17 protein-coding genes are annotated in these 15,799 nt (G+C 66.5%); 10 read left to right on the top strand and 7 right to left on the bottom strand.

The window, feature by feature from the left end; genetic code table 11:
* Positions 1 to 8: 8 nt before the first annotated feature.
* The 8 genes from purF to H6955_21390 all read left to right on the top strand — a co-directional run bounded on the left by purF (position 9) and on the right by H6955_21390 (position 8,435).
* A complete protein-coding gene (gene purF / locus H6955_21425) occupies positions 9 to 1,529 on the top strand; it encodes an amidophosphoribosyltransferase (GenBank protein MCP5316131.1) in 1,521 nt (506 codons plus the stop codon).
* 194 nt (positions 1,530 to 1,723) lie between these two features.
* A complete protein-coding gene (locus H6955_21420) occupies positions 1,724 to 2,911 on the top strand; it encodes an O-succinylhomoserine sulfhydrylase (GenBank protein MCP5316130.1) in 1,188 nt (395 codons plus the stop codon).
* Positions 2,912 to 3,105: 194 nt separating this feature from the next.
* Positions 3,106 to 3,651: a hypothetical protein gene (locus H6955_21415; protein MCP5316129.1), complete on the top strand. Its 546-nt coding sequence runs from the start codon at positions 3,106 to 3,108 to the stop codon at positions 3,649 to 3,651.
* Between the two features lie 198 nt (positions 3,652 to 3,849).
* Complete coding sequence (locus H6955_21410; protein MCP5316128.1) at positions 3,850 to 4,275, top strand: hypothetical protein; 426 nt, start codon at positions 3,850 to 3,852, stop codon at positions 4,273 to 4,275.
* 204 nt (positions 4,276 to 4,479) lie between these two features.
* Complete coding sequence (locus H6955_21405; protein ID MCP5316127.1) at positions 4,480 to 6,690, top strand: TonB-dependent receptor; 2,211 nt, start codon at positions 4,480 to 4,482, stop codon at positions 6,688 to 6,690.
* Positions 6,691 to 6,823: 133 nt separating this feature from the next.
* Entirely contained in the window at positions 6,824 to 7,252 is a 429-nt protein-coding gene (gene exbB, locus H6955_21400) for a TonB-system energizer ExbB (protein MCP5316126.1), read from the top strand.
* A complete protein-coding gene (locus H6955_21395; GenBank protein ID MCP5316125.1) occupies positions 7,249 to 7,632 on the top strand; it encodes a biopolymer transporter ExbD in 384 nt (127 codons plus the stop codon). The genes exbB and H6955_21395 overlap by 4 nt, the downstream gene beginning before the upstream one ends.
* Complete coding sequence (locus H6955_21390; GenBank protein MCP5316124.1) at positions 7,629 to 8,435, top strand: TonB family protein; 807 nt, start codon at positions 7,629 to 7,631, stop codon at positions 8,433 to 8,435. The genes H6955_21395 and H6955_21390 overlap by 4 nt, the downstream gene beginning before the upstream one ends.
* A gap of 33 nt (positions 8,436 to 8,468) precedes the next feature.
* On the opposite strand, the gene H6955_21385 is transcribed toward H6955_21390, so the two are convergent.
* Positions 8,469 to 9,353 carry a PhzF family phenazine biosynthesis protein gene (locus tag H6955_21385; protein MCP5316123.1) on the bottom strand — a complete coding sequence of 295 codons (885 nt, stop codon included), beginning with the start codon at positions 9,351 to 9,353 and terminating at the stop codon, positions 8,469 to 8,471.
* A gap of 264 nt (positions 9,354 to 9,617) precedes the next feature.
* The gene (locus H6955_21380) at positions 9,618 to 10,127 is read right to left on the bottom strand and encodes a cytochrome C (GenBank protein ID MCP5316122.1); all 510 of its coding nucleotides are present in this window, start codon (positions 10,125 to 10,127) and stop codon (positions 9,618 to 9,620) included.
* A gap of 186 nt (positions 10,128 to 10,313) precedes the next feature.
* Here H6955_21380 and H6955_21375 point away from each other — a divergent pair, with 186 nt between their 5' ends.
* Positions 10,314 to 10,817 (top strand): hypothetical protein, encoded by a 504-nt coding sequence (locus tag H6955_21375; protein MCP5316121.1) that lies wholly within the window; start codon positions 10,314 to 10,316, stop codon positions 10,815 to 10,817.
* Positions 10,814 to 12,160, top strand: coding sequence for a GAF domain-containing protein (locus H6955_21370; GenBank protein MCP5316120.1), 1,347 nt, complete (start codon positions 10,814 to 10,816; stop codon positions 12,158 to 12,160). The genes H6955_21375 and H6955_21370 overlap by 4 nt, the downstream gene beginning before the upstream one ends.
* A gap of 24 nt (positions 12,161 to 12,184) precedes the next feature.
* Here H6955_21370 and H6955_21365 read toward each other — a convergent pair whose 3' ends face one another.
* The 5 genes from H6955_21365 to H6955_21345 form a co-directional block, all read right to left on the bottom strand.
* The gene (locus tag H6955_21365; protein ID MCP5316119.1) at positions 12,185 to 12,448 is read right to left on the bottom strand and encodes a MoaD/ThiS family protein; all 264 of its coding nucleotides are present in this window, start codon (positions 12,446 to 12,448) and stop codon (positions 12,185 to 12,187) included.
* Between the two features lie 20 nt (positions 12,449 to 12,468).
* Entirely contained in the window at positions 12,469 to 13,653 is a 1,185-nt protein-coding gene (locus H6955_21360; protein ID MCP5316118.1) for a hypothetical protein, read from the bottom strand.
* Positions 13,654 to 13,772: 119 nt separating this feature from the next.
* Positions 13,773 to 13,997 (bottom strand): hypothetical protein, encoded by a 225-nt coding sequence (locus tag H6955_21355; GenBank protein MCP5316117.1) that lies wholly within the window; start codon positions 13,995 to 13,997, stop codon positions 13,773 to 13,775.
* Positions 13,998 to 14,429: 432 nt separating this feature from the next.
* Positions 14,430 to 15,239, bottom strand: a complete 810-nt coding sequence (locus tag H6955_21350) for an IS3 family transposase (protein ID MCP5316116.1) — start codon at positions 15,237 to 15,239, stop codon at positions 14,430 to 14,432.
* Positions 15,236 to 15,550, bottom strand: coding sequence for a transposase (locus H6955_21345; GenBank protein MCP5316115.1), 315 nt, complete (start codon positions 15,548 to 15,550; stop codon positions 15,236 to 15,238). The genes H6955_21350 and H6955_21345 overlap by 4 nt, the downstream gene beginning before the upstream one ends.
* Positions 15,551 to 15,799: the final 249 nt, after the last annotated feature.

Genomic DNA, 15,799 nt, shown 5'->3' with positions numbered 1-15,799 from the left:
GGTGCGAGATGTGCGGAGTCGTTGGCATCGTCGGAACATCGCCGGTCAACCAGTCACTGTATGACGCGCTCCAGGTGCTGCAGCACCGTGGTCAGGATGCCGCGGGCATCATGACCTGCGACAACGGGCGGCTGCATCTGCGCAAGGACAACGGCCTGGCGCGCGACGTGTTCGACAACCAGCAGATGATCAATCTGCGCGGCATCATGGGGATAGCGCACGTCCGCTATCCGACCGCCGGTTGCTCGTCGTCGGCGGAGGCGCAGCCGTTCTACGTGAACTCGCCGTACGGCATCTGCCTCGCGCACAACGGCAACCTGACGAACGCCGACGATCTGAAGCGCGACCTGTTTCGCGAAGACCGCCGGCACATCAATACCGACTCGGACTCCGAGATCCTGCTCAACGTGTTCGCCCACGAACTCGGTGCCGAGACGACCAATCTCGCGTTCGACGAGAACGACGTGTTCCGCGCGGTGGCCGGGGTGCACCGGCGCTGCCGCGGCGGCTATGCGGCGGTCGCGATGATCCCGAACTACGGCGTGGTCGCGTTCCGCGACCCGAACGGTATCCGTCCGCTGGTGTTCGGCGTGCGCGACAGCGCGCTGGGTCCGGAGATGATGGTCGCGTCGGAGAGCGTTGCGCTGGATACCCTGGACTTCGAACGGGTGCGGGACGTCGACCCGGGCGAGGCGGTGATCCTGACGCTCGACGGCAAACTGCACACGCGGCAGTGTGCCGAGAACCCGCAGCGCAGCCCGTGCATCTTCGAGTTCGTGTATTTCGCGCGGCCGGACTCGATCATCGACGACATCTTCGTGCACAAGGCCCGCCTGCGGATGGGCAAGAAGCTGGCGCGTAAGATCGACCGCGTGCTCGGACGCTCCAACATCGACGTGGTGATCCCGATCCCCGACACCAGTCGCACCTCGGCGATGAGCCTGGCGCACGAACTGGAGGTCCGCTTCACCGAGGGTTTCATCAAGAACCGTTACATCGGCCGCACCTTCATCATGCCCGGGCAGACCGCGCGCAAGAAATCCGTGCGCCAGAAGCTGAACCCGATCGACGTGGAGTTCAAGGGCAAGAACGTGTTGTTGGTCGACGATTCGATCGTGCGCGGCACCACGTCGCGGCAGATCGTGCAGATGGCGCGCGATGCCGGTGCGCGCCGGGTGTATTTCGCCTCCGCGGCACCGCCGGTGCGCTACCCGAATGTCTATGGCATCGATATGCCGGCGGCCTCCGAACTGATCGCGCACGGGCGCACCGATCAGGAGGTGTGCGACTGGATCGGCGCCGACGGCCTGATCTACCAGGACCTTGAAGACCTCATCGACGCGGTCGGCAAAAAGGGCAAGACCCAGGTACAGCGCTTCGATGCATCGGTGTTCAACGGCGAGTACGTGACCGGCGACATCACCCCGGACTACCTGCAGCGCCTCGAGGCGGATCGCAACGACGACGCCAAGGCGATGCGCGACGACAAGGGCGCGGCCGCGGTGATCGGCCTGCACAACGACCGCTGAGACGGCGCCGACGGGTCTGTTGACGTGTGCAGACGCAAGGACTAGTCTGATCGCCGAGCGCCGATTTGGCTCAGATTGCGGGCGCTATATAAATCCAGCTAAAGCGAGGGGAAACCTGCTTGGGCCGATGGAGCCGAGCGGGTTTTTTGTTTTCTGTCCGCGTCGGCGGTGATGGCATGGACAGGAGCAATGCAATGAACGATGACACACCCGACTGGGCGGCGGCGACGCTCGCGATCCGGACCGGACACCGGCGCACCGCCGAAGGCGAGCACAGCGAGCCGATATTCGCGACCTCGAGCTACGTGTTCGGCAGCGCGGCCGAGGCCGCCGCGCGATTCTCCGGTGACAGCCCGGGCAACATCTATTCGCGTTTCACCAACCCGACGGTGCGCGCCTTCGAGGAGCGCCTCGCCGCGCTCGAGGGTGGCGAGGCGTGTGTCGCGACGGCATCCGGCATGTCGGCCATCCTGACCACCTGCATGGGGCTGCTGCAGCACGGCGACCATATCGTCAGTTCGCGCAGCATCTTCGGCAGCACCACGATCCTGTTCAACAAGTACCTCGCGCGTTTCGGCATCGCGACCGACTACGCGACCCTGAGTGACCCGGACGACTGGCAGCGCAAGATCAGGCCGAACACCCGGATGCTGTTCGTCGAGACGCCGTCGAACCCGCTGACCGAGCTGGGCGATATCCGCGCGCTGGCGGACCTGGCCCACGCCAACGGCTGCGTGCTGGTGGTCGACAACTGTTTCTGTACCCCGGCACTGCAGCGCCCGCTGGAACTGGGTGCGGACATCGTCGTGCACTCCGCGACCAAGTACCTCGACGGCCAGGGCAGGGCGGTCGGCGGCGCCGTGGTCGGCGACCGCAAGCGGGTCGGCGAGGACATCTACGGCGTGTTGCGCACCGCGGGTCCGGCGATGAGCCCGTTCGCCGCATGGATCTTCCTCAAGGGACTGGAGACGCTCGCGCTGCGGATGCAGGCGCATTCGGCGAACGCGACGCTGCTCGCGCAATGGCTGACCGACCAGCCGGGTGTCGACGCGGTGTACTTCCCGGGACTCGCCTCACACCCGCAGCATGCGCTCGCCCAGCGGCAGCAGACCGCCGCCGGCGGGATCGTCGCGTTCGACGTCGCCGGAGGCCGCGAGGCCGCGTGGCGGCTGATCGACAGCACCCGGATGCTGTCGATCACCGCGAATCTCGGCGACGTGAAATCGACCATCACCCACCCGGCGACGACCACCCACGGCCGGCTCGACGCGGCGGAGCGGGCCGCTGCCGGGATCGGCGACGGTCTTGTCCGGGTCGCGGTCGGCCTGGAGGCGTTCGAGGACATCCGCGACGATCTCGCGCGCGGACTGGCATTCCGATAAATTGACCTTATCGTCTTGTGTGAAAAAGTAATTTAGAATACACTAATACAACTTTCAGGCCGCTCGAGAGACGGCGCGATCCGGGCGCAACCCCTTGGGGGCGGGCCGCGGAGGTCACTGGGTCCGGGTACTCTATACTGGCCCAGGGGCGCGCTGCGCAGCGCAGGGCGACACACATCTATCAGGAGTTATTCATGGCAAGTTTTCGTGTTCTGACCGCTTCGTTGCTGTTGCTCGGCAGCCAGATTGCCGCAGCCGACGGACCGATCGCGCCTGCGCCCGGTGTCTCGCCCTACGGACCGCCGGTTGGCTACGGTCCCGGACCCTATGGTGGCGGTCCCTTCGGTGGTGGCCCGTTCTACGGTGGCGGCCCCTACGGTGGCGGCCCTTACGGCGGTGGTCCGTTCAATGGCGGTGGCCCCTTCAACGGTGGCAGCCCGTTCCGCGGTATGCCGTTCATGCAGAGCTTCGACATGTCGCGCCCTGACAGCTTCAACCCGATGCGGCCGCGCGTCTGGGGTGCCGGGCCGCAGGTCTGGCTGGACCCCACCGATCCGAAAGAGGGCCTGTCGCAGGCGTGGGACGACATGATGAACGCACCGCATCGCATGGGCCGTGTGCCGCCGGGCTGGAAGGCCCCGACGATCGACATCCCCAACCCGATCGACGTCGGCGACGAGTTCGAGAAGAACGCACGCCGTGCACCGCACATCATGCGCGACAACTTCAGTTTCAATTGATCCGGTTGGCAGTCCGACGATCCGAACCCCGCTCCGGCGGGGTTTTTTTTGCCCGGCGACCGCGATGGCGCGATCGACCCGGCGCATCCGTCGCGGCTTGACGTCGGTCAAGGGTGGCGCGTGGTGGGTCCCGTAGCATCGTCCCCGACCGGGTCGAGGATCTGGCACAATGCGACCCGCAATGCTCGTTCGATGTAGATGATGACGCAGTCCGCGCACAGTTTTTCGCTCCACCGGTGGCATGCCGACCGCCGGCGCGCCTTCGTCAGTTGGGCGTTGATCGCCGGTTTCCTGCTGCAGCCGGTGCTGGCCTACCTGGTCACGCCGGTCTTCGGGCATGACGCCAGGGGTCAGACCGTGGTCGTCTGTACCCTGAAGGGTGCCAAGCTGGTCGAGATCGACCTGCCGTCCATCATCGATTCGTCGACCGACCCGCAGGCCAGCGAACACTGCTCGGCGCTGAAGCTGTACCAGATGGCGAGCGCGACCCAGGTCTCGGCACCGCCGGTGGTCCCGGCGATCGCGCTGTATTCGGTCGCGCTGCTCGACCAGACCGCCGATCAGCCGCATCGTGCGCTGCATTTCTCGGCCTATTCGACCCGCGCCCCGCCGCGCCTTTCCTGAATCCCTTCCGCTCTCGTTCGTGATCCCTGGCGCCGACGCCGGGTGACCGGTGCGTTCGCGCGCCGGTCCCGGCCCCTGTTCGGCATGCCAACGGATCGCGGCACTGATCAACGTTTTGCATTCAGGAACCGAACAACAATGAACGCTTTCAATCGACCCGTTTCATTCCGGCCGAGCCGTCTGTCGCTGGCCATCTCGCTGGCGATGCTGGTGCCGCCGGTCATCGCACAGGACACCGTGCTGGCCCCGGTCACGGTCGAGGCCGAGATGCAGCAGGACGTCCCGCTGAACGCGTCGCCGGTCGACAATGCGACCGTGCAGCGCCTGCGTCCGGCGACCAACGACACCGCAACACTGTTGCGCGACGTACCGGGCGTCAGCATGAACGCCGCCGGCGGTGCCTCCAGCCTGCCGTCGATCCACGGCCTCGCCGACGACCGCCTGCGCATCAAGCTCGACGGCATGGACCTGATCTCGACCTGCCCGAACCACATGAACCCGCCGCTGTCGTACGTCGACCCGAGCAACGTCGGTGCGCTGCAGGTGTTCGCCGGGATCGCCCCGGTCAGCGTCGGCGGCGACAGCATCGGCGGCACCATCGTCGCCGAGACGCTCGCGCCGGTGTTCGCCGCGCCGGGCGAGGCACCGCTCACCGAAGGCGAACTCGGTGCCTTCTACCGCAGCAACAACGATGCACACGGTGCGAATGCCTCGGCAACCTTCGCCACCGAGGCGTTCAGCATCCAGTACAACGGCGCCTGGAGTAAGGCCGACAACTACACCGCGGGCGACGACTTCAAGACCTCCAAGTCGACCGGGCGCGTCGGTCACAGCCTGCCGCTCGACGAGGTCGGCTCGACCGCGTACGAGATCCAGAGCCACACGATCGGCCTCGCGGCCAAGACCGCCGCGGACCTGTTCGAGCTCGAACTGGGTTTCCAGAAGGTCCCCGAGCAGCTGTACCCGAACCAGCGCATGGACATGCTCGACAACGAGCAGAAACGCGCGAATCTTTCCTGGCAGCGCGGCTTCGACTGGGGTGACCTCGAGACGCGGCTCTACCACGAGCGCGTCGAACACTTCATGGACTTCGGTCCGGACAAGCGCTTCTGGTACGGCGGCTTGTCGCAGCCGCCGGCGGCACCCGAGGTCGGCACGCCGTGTTCGCCGATCGGTTTCATGACCTGCGCCGAGGGCATGCCGATGTACGCCGAGAGCACGACGACCGGCGCGACGGTCAAGGCGGACATCGACCTGTCCGACGCCGACGTGCTGCGGGTCGGCGGCGAATACCAGCGCTACCGGCTCGACGACTACTGGCCGGCGTCCGGTGGCGGCATGTGGCCCGACACCTTCCTGAACATCAACGACGGCAAGCGTGACCGTGCGGCGCTGTTCACCGAGTGGGAGACCCGGTGGAACGCACAGTGGCTGTCGCTGCTCGGCGTCCGCTACGAGCGCGTCACGTCCGATGCGGGCGACGTGCATGGCTACAGCAGCGCGGACAACGCGCCCGGTAACCAGGTCGCCGATGCCGCGGCGTTCAACGCCCTAGATCACGAACGCACCGACGACAACGTCGACCTCACGGCCCTGGCGCGCTACACGCACGACGAGAACCTCGACATGGAGTTCGGCGTCGCGCGCAAGGTGCGTTCACCGAACCTCTACGAGCGTTACACCTGGTCGACCTGGGGCATGCCGGCGGAGATGAACAACACGGTCGGCGACGGTAACGGTTATGTCGGGAACATCGACCTGGAGCCGGAGAAGGCCTATACCGCGTCGGTCACGCTCGACTGGCATGCGAGCGACAGGCGCTGGGGCATGCAGCTGACGCCGTACTACACGCGGGTCGACGACTATATCGACGCGGTCGCGTTGAACCCGGCGATGTGGCAGCCGGACCAGTTCAATATCCTGCGTTACGAGAACCAGTCGGCGCGCCTGTACGGTATCGACCTGTCCGGCCATATGGCGCTCGGTCGCAATGCCTGGGGGGCATGGGGCTTCGAGGCGGTGGTCAGTTACACCGACGGCGAGAACCGCGACACCGACGACGAGCTCTACAACATCATGCCGCTCAACGGCCGCTTCACGTTGACCCATCAGTACAACGGTTGGGACAACGCGGTCGAGTGGGTGCTGGTCGATTCGAAGGATGACGGGTCGGACGTGCGCAACGAGATCCAGACCGCCGGTTACGGCCTGGTCAACCTGCGCGCGAGCCATGCATGGAAGAACGTGCGCCTGGATCTCGGTGTGGAGAACCTGTTCGACAAGTTCTACTATCTGCCGACCGGCGGCGCCTATACCGGGCAGGGCTCGACGATGTCGCTCAACGGCATCGAGTGGGGCGTGGCGGTCCCGGGCATGGGACGTTCCGTGTATGCCGGGGTGACCGTGACCTTCTGAACCCGGTCTGCCATGTATCGCCGGCTCTGCGCCGGCATCGAGGGGTGCGCCCACCCGGGCGCGCCCCGTCCGACAGCTGCTGGATGGATGACGACTGATGACGGAGACCAGCTGGTTCGAACAGGCGGCGCTGATCACGCTGCTGCGCGACTATCTCGACGTGGCGGTGTTCGGCGTGCTCGGCCTGATGAGTTTCCTGATGTTCGCGTACGCCATCGAGCGCCTGCTGTTCTATGCCAGGGTCGAGGTCGATGACTTCGCCGACCGGCCCAATCTCGACGTGGCGCTGACGCGTCACCTCACGCTGATCGCATCGATCGCGAGCAACGCGCCATACATCGGCCTGCTGGGGACCGTGCTCGGGATCTTGATCACCTTCCACGATCTCGCGCAGGGCGACAACCTGTCGGCCGCGGCGGTGATGCTGGGCCTGGCGCTGGCGCTGAAGGCGACCGCGGCGGGCCTGCTGGTCGCGATCCCGGCCACGCTGATCTACAACGGCCTGGTGCGGCGCGTCGATGTACTGACCGCGCGCTGGGCCGGACTCCGGGGGCGTGCATGAGACCGATCTCGACCATGAACGTGATCCCGTTCATCGACGTGATGCTGGTGCTGCTCGCGGTCGTGCTGACCACCGCGACCTTCGTCGCGCAGGGCAAGATCCCGGTCGCGCTGCCGGATGCCGCATCGGCCGATCAACTGCCGGTCACACAACCGGTCGAGATCACCGTGTCCGACGACGGCGCGGTGTTCTTCGCCGACGAGGCGGTCGACGACGCCGCGCTGGCGCAGCGCATCGCGCAACTCGATACCCACACCACCTTGCTGCTGCGCGTCGATGCCGGCGCGGCGTTTCGGCACTTCGTGCGCGTGATCGATCTGCTCAAGGCGCGCGGCCTGAACGACGTGTCGATCGTGACCCGCCAGTCGGGGGGCGGATGAGCACGCCGCTGCGCATCGGTTTCCTGCTGTCGGGCGTGCTGCACGCCGCGATCGTGCTGGCGTTGAACCTGCCGGATCAGGCGCCCTCGTCGATGGTCGAGGGCGAGACCCGGCTCGCGTTGAATCTCGCGATGTTCAGCGCACCGCCGCCGGCCGTCGTCGAAGAGGCCGTGGTCGAGACCGCGGCCGAGCCTGAAGTCGATTCCATCGTCGACCCGGTCGTCGAACCGCCGGTGCCGCCGACACCCGAGCCGGTCGAACCGGCGCTGGTCAGCGAGCCGCCTCCGCCGCCGGCCGAGCCTGAGCCCGTGGTGCGGCAAGCACCTGAGCCGCGCCCGCGTCCGGTGACCCGCAAGGCCGTCAGGCCGCCGGTCGAGCACAGGCCCGCCGAGGTGGTGCATGAATCCATCGAGACAGCCCCGGCGCACAGCGCCCAGGCGGTCGCCACCGATGTCCCCCGTGCGCCGATCGTCGACCCGGCGCCGCCGACGCCCGATCCCGGTGCCGAGGCACTGCAGCAGGCCTACCTCGCGGCGCTCGCGGCGCAGATCGATCGCAGCAAGTTCTACCCGCGCCAGTCGCGCCGACGCCAGGAGCAGGGCACCGTGGTGGTCAGCTTCGTGGTCGAGAGAGACGGGCGCCTGACCGATCTGCTGGTACTCGATTCGTCGGGGTTCGAGCGGCTCGACGACGCGGCGATCAAGACGCTGCAGAAGGCGTCACCGGTGCGTCCGATCCCGCAGACCCTGGGCCGGGAGCGCTGGAGCATATCGGTGCCGATCGCGTTTCAGCTCAGCGGTTAGGCGCAGGGCAGGCGCGCGTCTCGCCGGCTCGATTTACAGCAACGCACCCTGCACGATCGGCACCACGCGGCCGCCGACCTGCACGTCCTGTTCATCGTCGCGTCGCTGCGCGCGCAGCCGGATCAGCGATGGCCGGCGCAAGGCATGGCCCTGCTCGATGCGCAGCGTCAGCATGTCGCCCGGCGGCACCGCGTGCGCCAGCAGGTAGGCGCCGAGGAAGGCCGCGCCGTTGCCGGTCGCCGGGTCCTCGCGCACCCCGTGTGCCTCGAAGAAGAAGCGCACGCACAGGTCGTTCGCCGGTGAGTTCGTCTCGCGTGTGTATTGGTACAGCAGCGGCGGGAAGCCGTCTGCCGCCAGTGTCGCGTAGCGATCCAGGTGGAGCCGGCTGCGGCGCAGCGCCGCCTGGCTGCGCAGCGGCACCATCACCGCCGCGGTCCCTGCCGATACGACCTGCACCGGCGTCGTCGTGTCGATGTCGTCCGGCGACAGCCCGAGCGCCGCGGCGACCGCGTCCGCCGGCGCCGTTTTCCCGAGTGTCATCGGCGGGGCGCGGAACCAGACAATCTCCTCGCCATCGGCGTCGGTCTCGAAGCGCACGCCGATGCGCGCCTTGGCGAGATTAAGCTGAATCTGCGCGGCCAGGGTGTCGGCGAGGTAACGGCGGATCACCCAGGCGGTGCCGAGGATCGGATGACCGGCGAAGTCGATCTCGCGCGCCGGGGTGAAGATGCGCACCCGGTAGCCGCCATCGGCCTCGGCATCCGGTTCGACGAAGGTCGTCTCGGAGAAGTTCATGTCCGCGGCGATCAGCTGCAAGGTGTCGTCGGCCAACGGCGTGTCGCAGACCACGACCGCCAGCTGGTTGCCGGCATAGGCGTGTTCCGCGAACACGTCGACCATGTAGAAGCGGTTTGTCATTCGTTTGCCTTGTCGCACATGGGATCGGATTGTCTGCATGCCGATATCGATCGGAAGCGTGACCTTACACGCTGAGACGGCAGCGAACGAGGTTTTCGACCGCGTGAGAAACCAACGGACGGACACGGCGTTCCGGGTCAGACAACGTCCGGGTCCGGCGTGATCCAGGGATACCTTGAGGTCTCGCGACGCGCAGACGACCGCAATCCCGGCTTTGGACCGGGCCTGCGGCAGGGTTCGGATGGGCTCGTAGATTCGTCCGCGTTACCGGCTCGCGTGCAGCGCGGCCTGGGGCAGGTTTTTGGGCACGAAGTCGATGTAGGGCGTTGTCGGCGTCCGGCCCGGCTCCAGCGCGATCGGCGCCGGTTCGCCGGCGGGGCCGAGTGAGCGCACGTAACGGTACAGCGCGACCAGGTCGCCGTCGGACATCGCCCGCAGGTTGAACCAGGGCATCGGCGCGCGCATCGGCTGGCGTGCGCGCACCAGCCATTGCGCCTCGCTGATGCTGTCCATGTACAGGCGCAGGTTCGCCGGGTAACTGGTGCCCCAGGGGCCCTGGAAACCGACGGCGCTGCCGGTCAGCCACTGCTCTGCGGGCACCTGCCCCTCGGTCTGCATGTATCCCGGCGTATGGCAGTCGTTGCAACCACTGACCTGGGCCAGGTAGCGGCCGTGCTCGACGACGCCGGTGTCGTCGCTGCGCCCGGGCTGGGCCGACAGCGCGCCGGCCGACAACAGGGCGGAAAGGGTGAGCGTGAGTGCAGCGGTTTTCATCGCGAAGGGTCTCCTGTTCTGACGGGGTGTGGATGCCTGGGCACTAGCCTAGGCGGGCGCCCGAAACGCCGCTGTTAACTCTTCGCTATGGAAATGCTAAATATTCGCTAAACGGTGCCCGTGCCGGCGCCGTCCCGATCCCAGACGGCCGTTCTGGCGCACCTGTCCAGGGGTGATGCGACCGCCATGTCCCGTACCAAGACGCCGTGTCCGCTGCTGAACGCGACCCAGGCGGCGTTTCTCTGTGGTCCCGTGTCGATCGCCCTGGCATCGCACGACGGCAACGGTGTGCCTTCGCTGTCGCGCGCCTTCGGTTGCCGTGTCTCGCCGGACCGCTGCGACGTCGTGGTGTTCCTGCCGAAGCGACGTGCGGCACCTTTGTTGCGCGACCTGGCGCGGGGTTCGCCGGTGGCCGCGGTGTTCAGCCGGCCGCAGACGCACGAGACGCTGCAGCTCAAGGCCACGCGTGTCCGCCTCGATGAACTGGCACCCGGCGATCGCGACATCATGCGGCGGGCCGGCGAGGCCTTCAGCGCGGAACTCGTTTCGCTGGGTTATTCCGACGCGTTCAGCCACGCGATGATGGCACCCGGCGCGGACGAGGCCGTCGCGGCCGTGTTCACGCCGGCGGCGGTCTTCGAGCAGACACCCGGACCCCAGGCCGGCCGACGTCTGCAGCCGCCATCATGAGTCCGGCGTTGCGCTCGATACGCCGCTGCTTCGAAGGGGCGGTACCGGCCTCGATCGCCACCTGCGGCGCCGACGGCCTGCCCAACGTGGCGAAGCTGTCGCACGTGCAGTTCGTCGACGACACGCATGTCGCGCTGTCGTACCAGTTCTTCAACAAGACCCGGCAGAACATCCTGCACAACCCCCGCGCGACGGTCGAGGTCGTCGACCCGCTGACCGCGGCGCACTACTGGCTCAGCCTGCGCTACCAGCGCACCGAGACCGAGGGCCCGCTGTTCGAGTACATGAAGGCCCGGCTGGCCGCGATCGCCTCGCACTCCGGCATGAGCAAGGTGTTCCGGCTGCTGGGGTCGGATGTCTACGAGGTGCTGGCGGTGAACGCCGTGCCGGGCGAGGCGCCGGCAGCGGCGTCGACCGACCACGACCTGCTTGCCGGTCTGCGGGCCTGCGTGGACGCCTGCGCGGTCTGTCACGACCTGTCGCGGTTGCTGGAGGTGTTGCTCGACGGTATCCGGGATCACTGGGGCATAGCGCAGGTGATGCTGCTGTTGCCCGACCCCGACGGCCGGCGGCTGTACACGGTCGCGAGCCGCGGCTATGCCGAATCCGGTGTCGGCTCGGAGTTGCGGGTCGGCGAGGGCATCGTCGGCGTCGCGGCGCTGGCGCACACGCCGATCCGCATCGGTCACGCGGTACAGGAATACCGCTACAGCCAGGCCACCCGCGAACACTTCGCCGCCAGCGCCGAGGACGATGCGCTGGAGACCGCGATCCCGTTCCCCGGGCTGCCCGACGCGGGCAGCCAGCTGGCCGTGCCCCTGCTGCTGGGCGAGCGCCTGCTCGGGGTGCTGTATGTCGAGAGCCGCGAAGAACAACGCTTCACCTACGAGGACGAAGACGCGCTGGTCGTGCTGGCCAGCCATGCGGCGCTCGCGATGGAGCTGTTGTCGCGCAGCGCGGAGTCCCTGCCGGTCGAGACGCCGCCAGCCCCGAAGACGGCATCGCCGCCGCCGGGCAGGCCGGGGCTGATCCGCCATTTCGGTGCCGATCACAGTGTGTTCATCGACAACGACTACCTGATCAAGGGCGTCGCCGGTGCGATCTTCTGGAAGCTCGTCGGCGAATACGTCCAGGCCGGCCGTACCGAATTCACCAACCGCGAGCTGCGCCTCGACAGCTCGCTGGGACTGCCGGACATCACCGACAACCTCGATGCGCGCCTGATCCTGTTGCAGCGTCGTCTCGCCGAACGCCGCACCTATGTGTCGATCGAAAAGACCGGACGAGGGCGGTTCCGGCTAAACGTCGGCCGGCCGTTGCAGCTGAGGGACGCGGGCGACTGATCGCCGTGCCTTAGAAGGGCGACCCTAGCCCCCGGTCAGTGCCTGGAAGATGTACAGCGTCTCGTCGTCGGCGACGCGGTCGGCGAGGGTCTTGCGGTCGACCACCAGGGTGTCGCCGATGCACAGATTGACATGCCGGCGCAGTGCGCCGTGCTCGTCGAGCACGTAGTCGCTGAACCCCGGGGCGAGCGCGTTCACCGCCTGCAGGATCTCGGCGGCCGAGCCGGCCGGCACCGAGATCTGCCGGTCCTTCAGCTGCGGAAAAAAGCGATACAGGTGCTGTGTCATGCGAACGGTCGGCATCGTGTTCAGCCGAAGCGCACCGAGTACACCGGCGGCAGGTTGTTGCCGAGGCACTGCCAGGTCTCGCCACGGTCTTCCGACAGGTAGACATTGCCGGTGGTGCTGCCGAAACACAGCCGGTCGCCGGCGATATCGAGGCCGTGCCGCAGCACGATGTCGTAGGCGTTGTCCTGCGGTAGACCGGTGCGGAACGATTGCCAGGACTGTCCGCCGTCGGTGGTCCGTGCGACCGACAGGCCGCCGTCGATCGCCATGCGTTCGGTGTCCGCGCGCGCCGGCGCGACCCAGGCGGTACGCCCGTCCTGCGCGTCGACCGCGATCGGGAAGCCGAAATGCACGCCGGCATCGAGCAGGCTGACCTTGCGCCAGTGCTGCGCGCCGTCGTCGCTGTAGAACACGCCGCAGTGGTTCTGCTGCCAGAGATGGTCCGGTTCCCCGGGGCAGGCGGTGACGAAATGCGGATCGTGGCCCCACTCGGCCTCGGGGTTCGGCAGGTAGTCCATCAGCATGCCGCGGTTACGACCTTCCCAGGTTGTGCCGCCGTCGGTGGATTTGAGCACCCCGGCCGACGAGACCGCGACCAGCAGGTGATCGGGGTCGCGCGGATCCACCACGATCGAATGGATGCCGGGTTCGAACACGCCGTAGTCGATACTCGCCGGTGTCCCGCCCCAGCGGTTCTCGCTGGTCGCGTCGCCGGCGAACAGATCGCCGCCGCGGCTGTCGTGGTTCCACAGCGGACGGTTGAGTTCCCAGGTGTCGCCGCCGTCGTCGCTGACGAAGAGCCCGCCCGGGATCGTGCCCGCGTACAGCCGGCCCGGCTGCCCGGCGCCGCCGAACGCGATGTGCCAGATCTTCAGCACCGTCGCGGCACCGTACTCGGGCGCCGCCTCGCGCGTCGACGGATCGAAGTCCGGTGTCGGCAGGTACTTGACGATGTAGCGCGCGCCTTCCGGGTAGCGGACCGAGGTCAGGTCCTGCCAGGTAGCACCGCCGTCGCGCGAGCGCGACAGCTTGGGTCCCCAGTGACCATGGTCCAGCGAGGCCCACAGGGTGCCGTCGCGTGGATCACGTGTCGCGTAGCAGACCGGGATGCCCGGGTGCGCGATGGGGCGGGGGCGCCAGGTCGCATCGACGCGATCGAAGATGACGGTGCCCTTGCGGGTGCCGAGGAGGATCATGTCGGACATGGCTTAGCCCTCGTGGTGCGCGCCGATACGCGAGAAAGCCTGATGCTGGGTCGGGCGGTGCGAACGCCGTGAGCGTCCGCGCCGCGCCTGATGCCAGCGTGCTGCAGTCAATGGCCCATCTACTTTCTAGTCAATTCCACGTCCACGATCTCGTTCGCCGATTTCACGGTCCTGGTAAAGATGTTGTACCCGGGTGCGTTGATCATCATCGTGTCACCGGGGACAAAAGAGCCGGTGACGTGATAACCGCCGAGGGCATTGGTCGTTCCGCTGTCTTTGTTGATCACCACGTGTGCCGACGGAATGGGGGTACCCGTTTCCTTGTCACGTACAACCCCCTGCATACTGGAACATGCAGAAAGAAAAAGGGCTGCAGACAAAATCAAGACTTTGCTTTTCATATTTTTCCTGACTGGGTTGTTGAGCAATACAAAAAACGGGGATCGCTTGGGCGGACGAAATGAGCGAGTCCGGTGAAGCCCTGCCAACTGGACGCGAATTCCCAAACCAACCGTGACACTACCCCAAACTAAGCGAAGCGACCTGGACGCCTACGGGTTCTCTGAACCGTCGGGTAAAGGGAATCAGTCTTGGCGGACCACCAGTGAACTTCTGGGGAGAGATATATGCTCTTTGCGCTGTGCAGGCAAGGTCTTACGCCGTCGGAAATTGCTGGGCCTCCGGGACCTGGACCGTGCACCAACCCGTCTGCTCTGCGGTGCGATGCGCGGCGGACGGGTAGCCATACTTGTAGTGACCCCCTGGTTTTTGCACACCTACGCGGCTAATTGCGCAGGCACCTGGTAACCGAGCGCTTGGTGGGGCCGTTCGGTGTTGTAATGGCGCATCCAGCGCCCGATCACATCCCGTGCATGGCTGATCGATTCAAAGCGATGTTGCCAGGCACATTCCTCTTTCATGCTGCGGATGAAGCGCTCCACGAGGCCGTTTTGCTCCGGGCTGTACGGTGTGATGAATTCCTGCTGCAGGCCATAGGCCCGGACCGTGGCGGTGTAACGCCGCGAGGTGAAGACCAGACCATTGTCACTACGCAGCAGCAGCGGCCTGGAGACACGTCCCAGGTGTCCGAATCGCTGAATCAGCGCCTCCTCCAGGGCCGCTTCGGCCGTCTTGGCGTGGCCACGCCTGGACAACCGCCATCCCAGTGCCTCCCGGCTGCCACAGTCGATCACCACCGCCAGGTGACACCATCGGTCTCGGCCGCACCACACCATGGCGAGATCCGTCGCCCAGCGCTGGTTGGCCGCCTTAGCCACCGATGGCAAGGCCTTGGCACGAGGCCGATGCCCCTTGGCCCGCTTGCGCACCTGCCAGCCACGACGCTGACAAATCCGCTGCACCACCTTGCGATTCCAGCCCAGCAGCACGGCAATGCGCCGGTAACCGTAGGTCGGAAAGCGCTCGATCACCGCCTTCACGCGCGCTGCCCGGTTGGGATCGACGCGCGATACCCGCGGCCTGGCACGGTAGTAAACCGTCCGCCGTGGTACATCCAGCCAACGGCAAAGCGTGCTCAATGGCACCCAGTCGCCTTCTGTCGCCAGCTGCGCCTGCACCGACCTCACGAGTTCTCGTCCTCGTCGAGCAGGCGCTGCCACTTTTTTAGCGCTTTGAGCTCCAACTCCTTCTCGCCCAAGGCCGCATGCGCCTCTTCGAGCTTGCGTTCGTATTGCTCGCGGATGTCACGGGGTCGAGCCCGGAAGTTGTTCTCCATGCCGCTGACCCCTTCATCCACCCAACGCTCGATCTCGACAGGTGTCAGGTCATGCTGCCGGGCAACCTCGGCCACTGTCGTTTTGCCCTTCAGGATGTCCAGCACGACCTGCGTCTTGCGCTTCGCGGTCCAGCGTTTTATCTCGCTTTCTGGCTCGCTCATCTCTCCCTCCTCGCTGCACTATAGGCCGTGCAGCTTTGGAGGGGGTCACTTCATACTCAGCCAAAGCAAGCATGACGTCAGATCGAGTTGTCCAGTCTGGCGGCGACGGTAGCCGCGGCCGCTTGGGGAGCAAACGCCACATCACCAAGCGGGGGGCGATTCCGTCATGGGGCACGGCTTCAAGGATTGCATCGTTGCTCCGGTTGAACGCAGAACCGGCTACCTCGTCATCGGCAAGCGCATGGAACG

This window comes from Chromatiaceae bacterium, assembly GCA_024235395.1.
Lineage (GTDB): Bacteria > Pseudomonadota > Gammaproteobacteria > Chromatiales > Chromatiaceae > Thiosocius.
Note: the sequence above shows the minus strand (reverse complement) of the source record. Positions and strands in the feature narration are given on the sequence as shown.

What these genes read in the sequence shown, in the direction of transcription:
- H6955_21420 (MCP5316130.1), top strand. Translation starts at nt 1,724, where the DNA reads ATGAACGATGACACACCCGACTGGGCGGCGGCGACGCTCGCGATCCGG.
- H6955_21355 (MCP5316117.1), bottom strand. Translation starts at nt 13,997, where the DNA reads ATGCAGGGGGTTGTACGTGACAAGGAAACGGGTACCCCCATTCCGTCG.
- H6955_21415 (MCP5316129.1), top strand. Translation starts at nt 3,106, where the DNA reads ATGGCAAGTTTTCGTGTTCTGACCGCTTCGTTGCTGTTGCTCGGCAGC.
- H6955_21395 (MCP5316125.1), top strand. Translation starts at nt 7,249, where the DNA reads ATGAGACCGATCTCGACCATGAACGTGATCCCGTTCATCGACGTGATG.
- H6955_21390 (MCP5316124.1), top strand. Translation starts at nt 7,629, where the DNA reads ATGAGCACGCCGCTGCGCATCGGTTTCCTGCTGTCGGGCGTGCTGCAC.
- H6955_21410 (MCP5316128.1), top strand. Translation starts at nt 3,850, where the DNA reads ATGATGACGCAGTCCGCGCACAGTTTTTCGCTCCACCGGTGGCATGCC.
- H6955_21345 (MCP5316115.1), bottom strand. Translation starts at nt 15,550, where the DNA reads ATGAGCGAGCCAGAAAGCGAGATAAAACGCTGGACCGCGAAGCGCAAG.
- H6955_21365 (MCP5316119.1), bottom strand. Translation starts at nt 12,448, where the DNA reads ATGACACAGCACCTGTATCGCTTTTTTCCGCAGCTGAAGGACCGGCAG.
- H6955_21380 (MCP5316122.1), bottom strand. Translation starts at nt 10,127, where the DNA reads ATGAAAACCGCTGCACTCACGCTCACCCTTTCCGCCCTGTTGTCGGCC.
- H6955_21360 (MCP5316118.1), bottom strand. Translation starts at nt 13,653, where the DNA reads ATGTCCGACATGATCCTCCTCGGCACCCGCAAGGGCACCGTCATCTTC.
- H6955_21405 (MCP5316127.1), top strand. Translation starts at nt 4,480, where the DNA reads ATGCTGGTGCCGCCGGTCATCGCACAGGACACCGTGCTGGCCCCGGTC.
- H6955_21375 (MCP5316121.1), top strand. Translation starts at nt 10,314, where the DNA reads ATGTCCCGTACCAAGACGCCGTGTCCGCTGCTGAACGCGACCCAGGCG.
- H6955_21385 (MCP5316123.1), bottom strand. Translation starts at nt 9,353, where the DNA reads ATGACAAACCGCTTCTACATGGTCGACGTGTTCGCGGAACACGCCTAT.
- purF (MCP5316131.1), top strand. Translation starts at nt 9, where the DNA reads ATGTGCGGAGTCGTTGGCATCGTCGGAACATCGCCGGTCAACCAGTCA.
- H6955_21370 (MCP5316120.1), top strand. Translation starts at nt 10,814, where the DNA reads ATGAGTCCGGCGTTGCGCTCGATACGCCGCTGCTTCGAAGGGGCGGTA.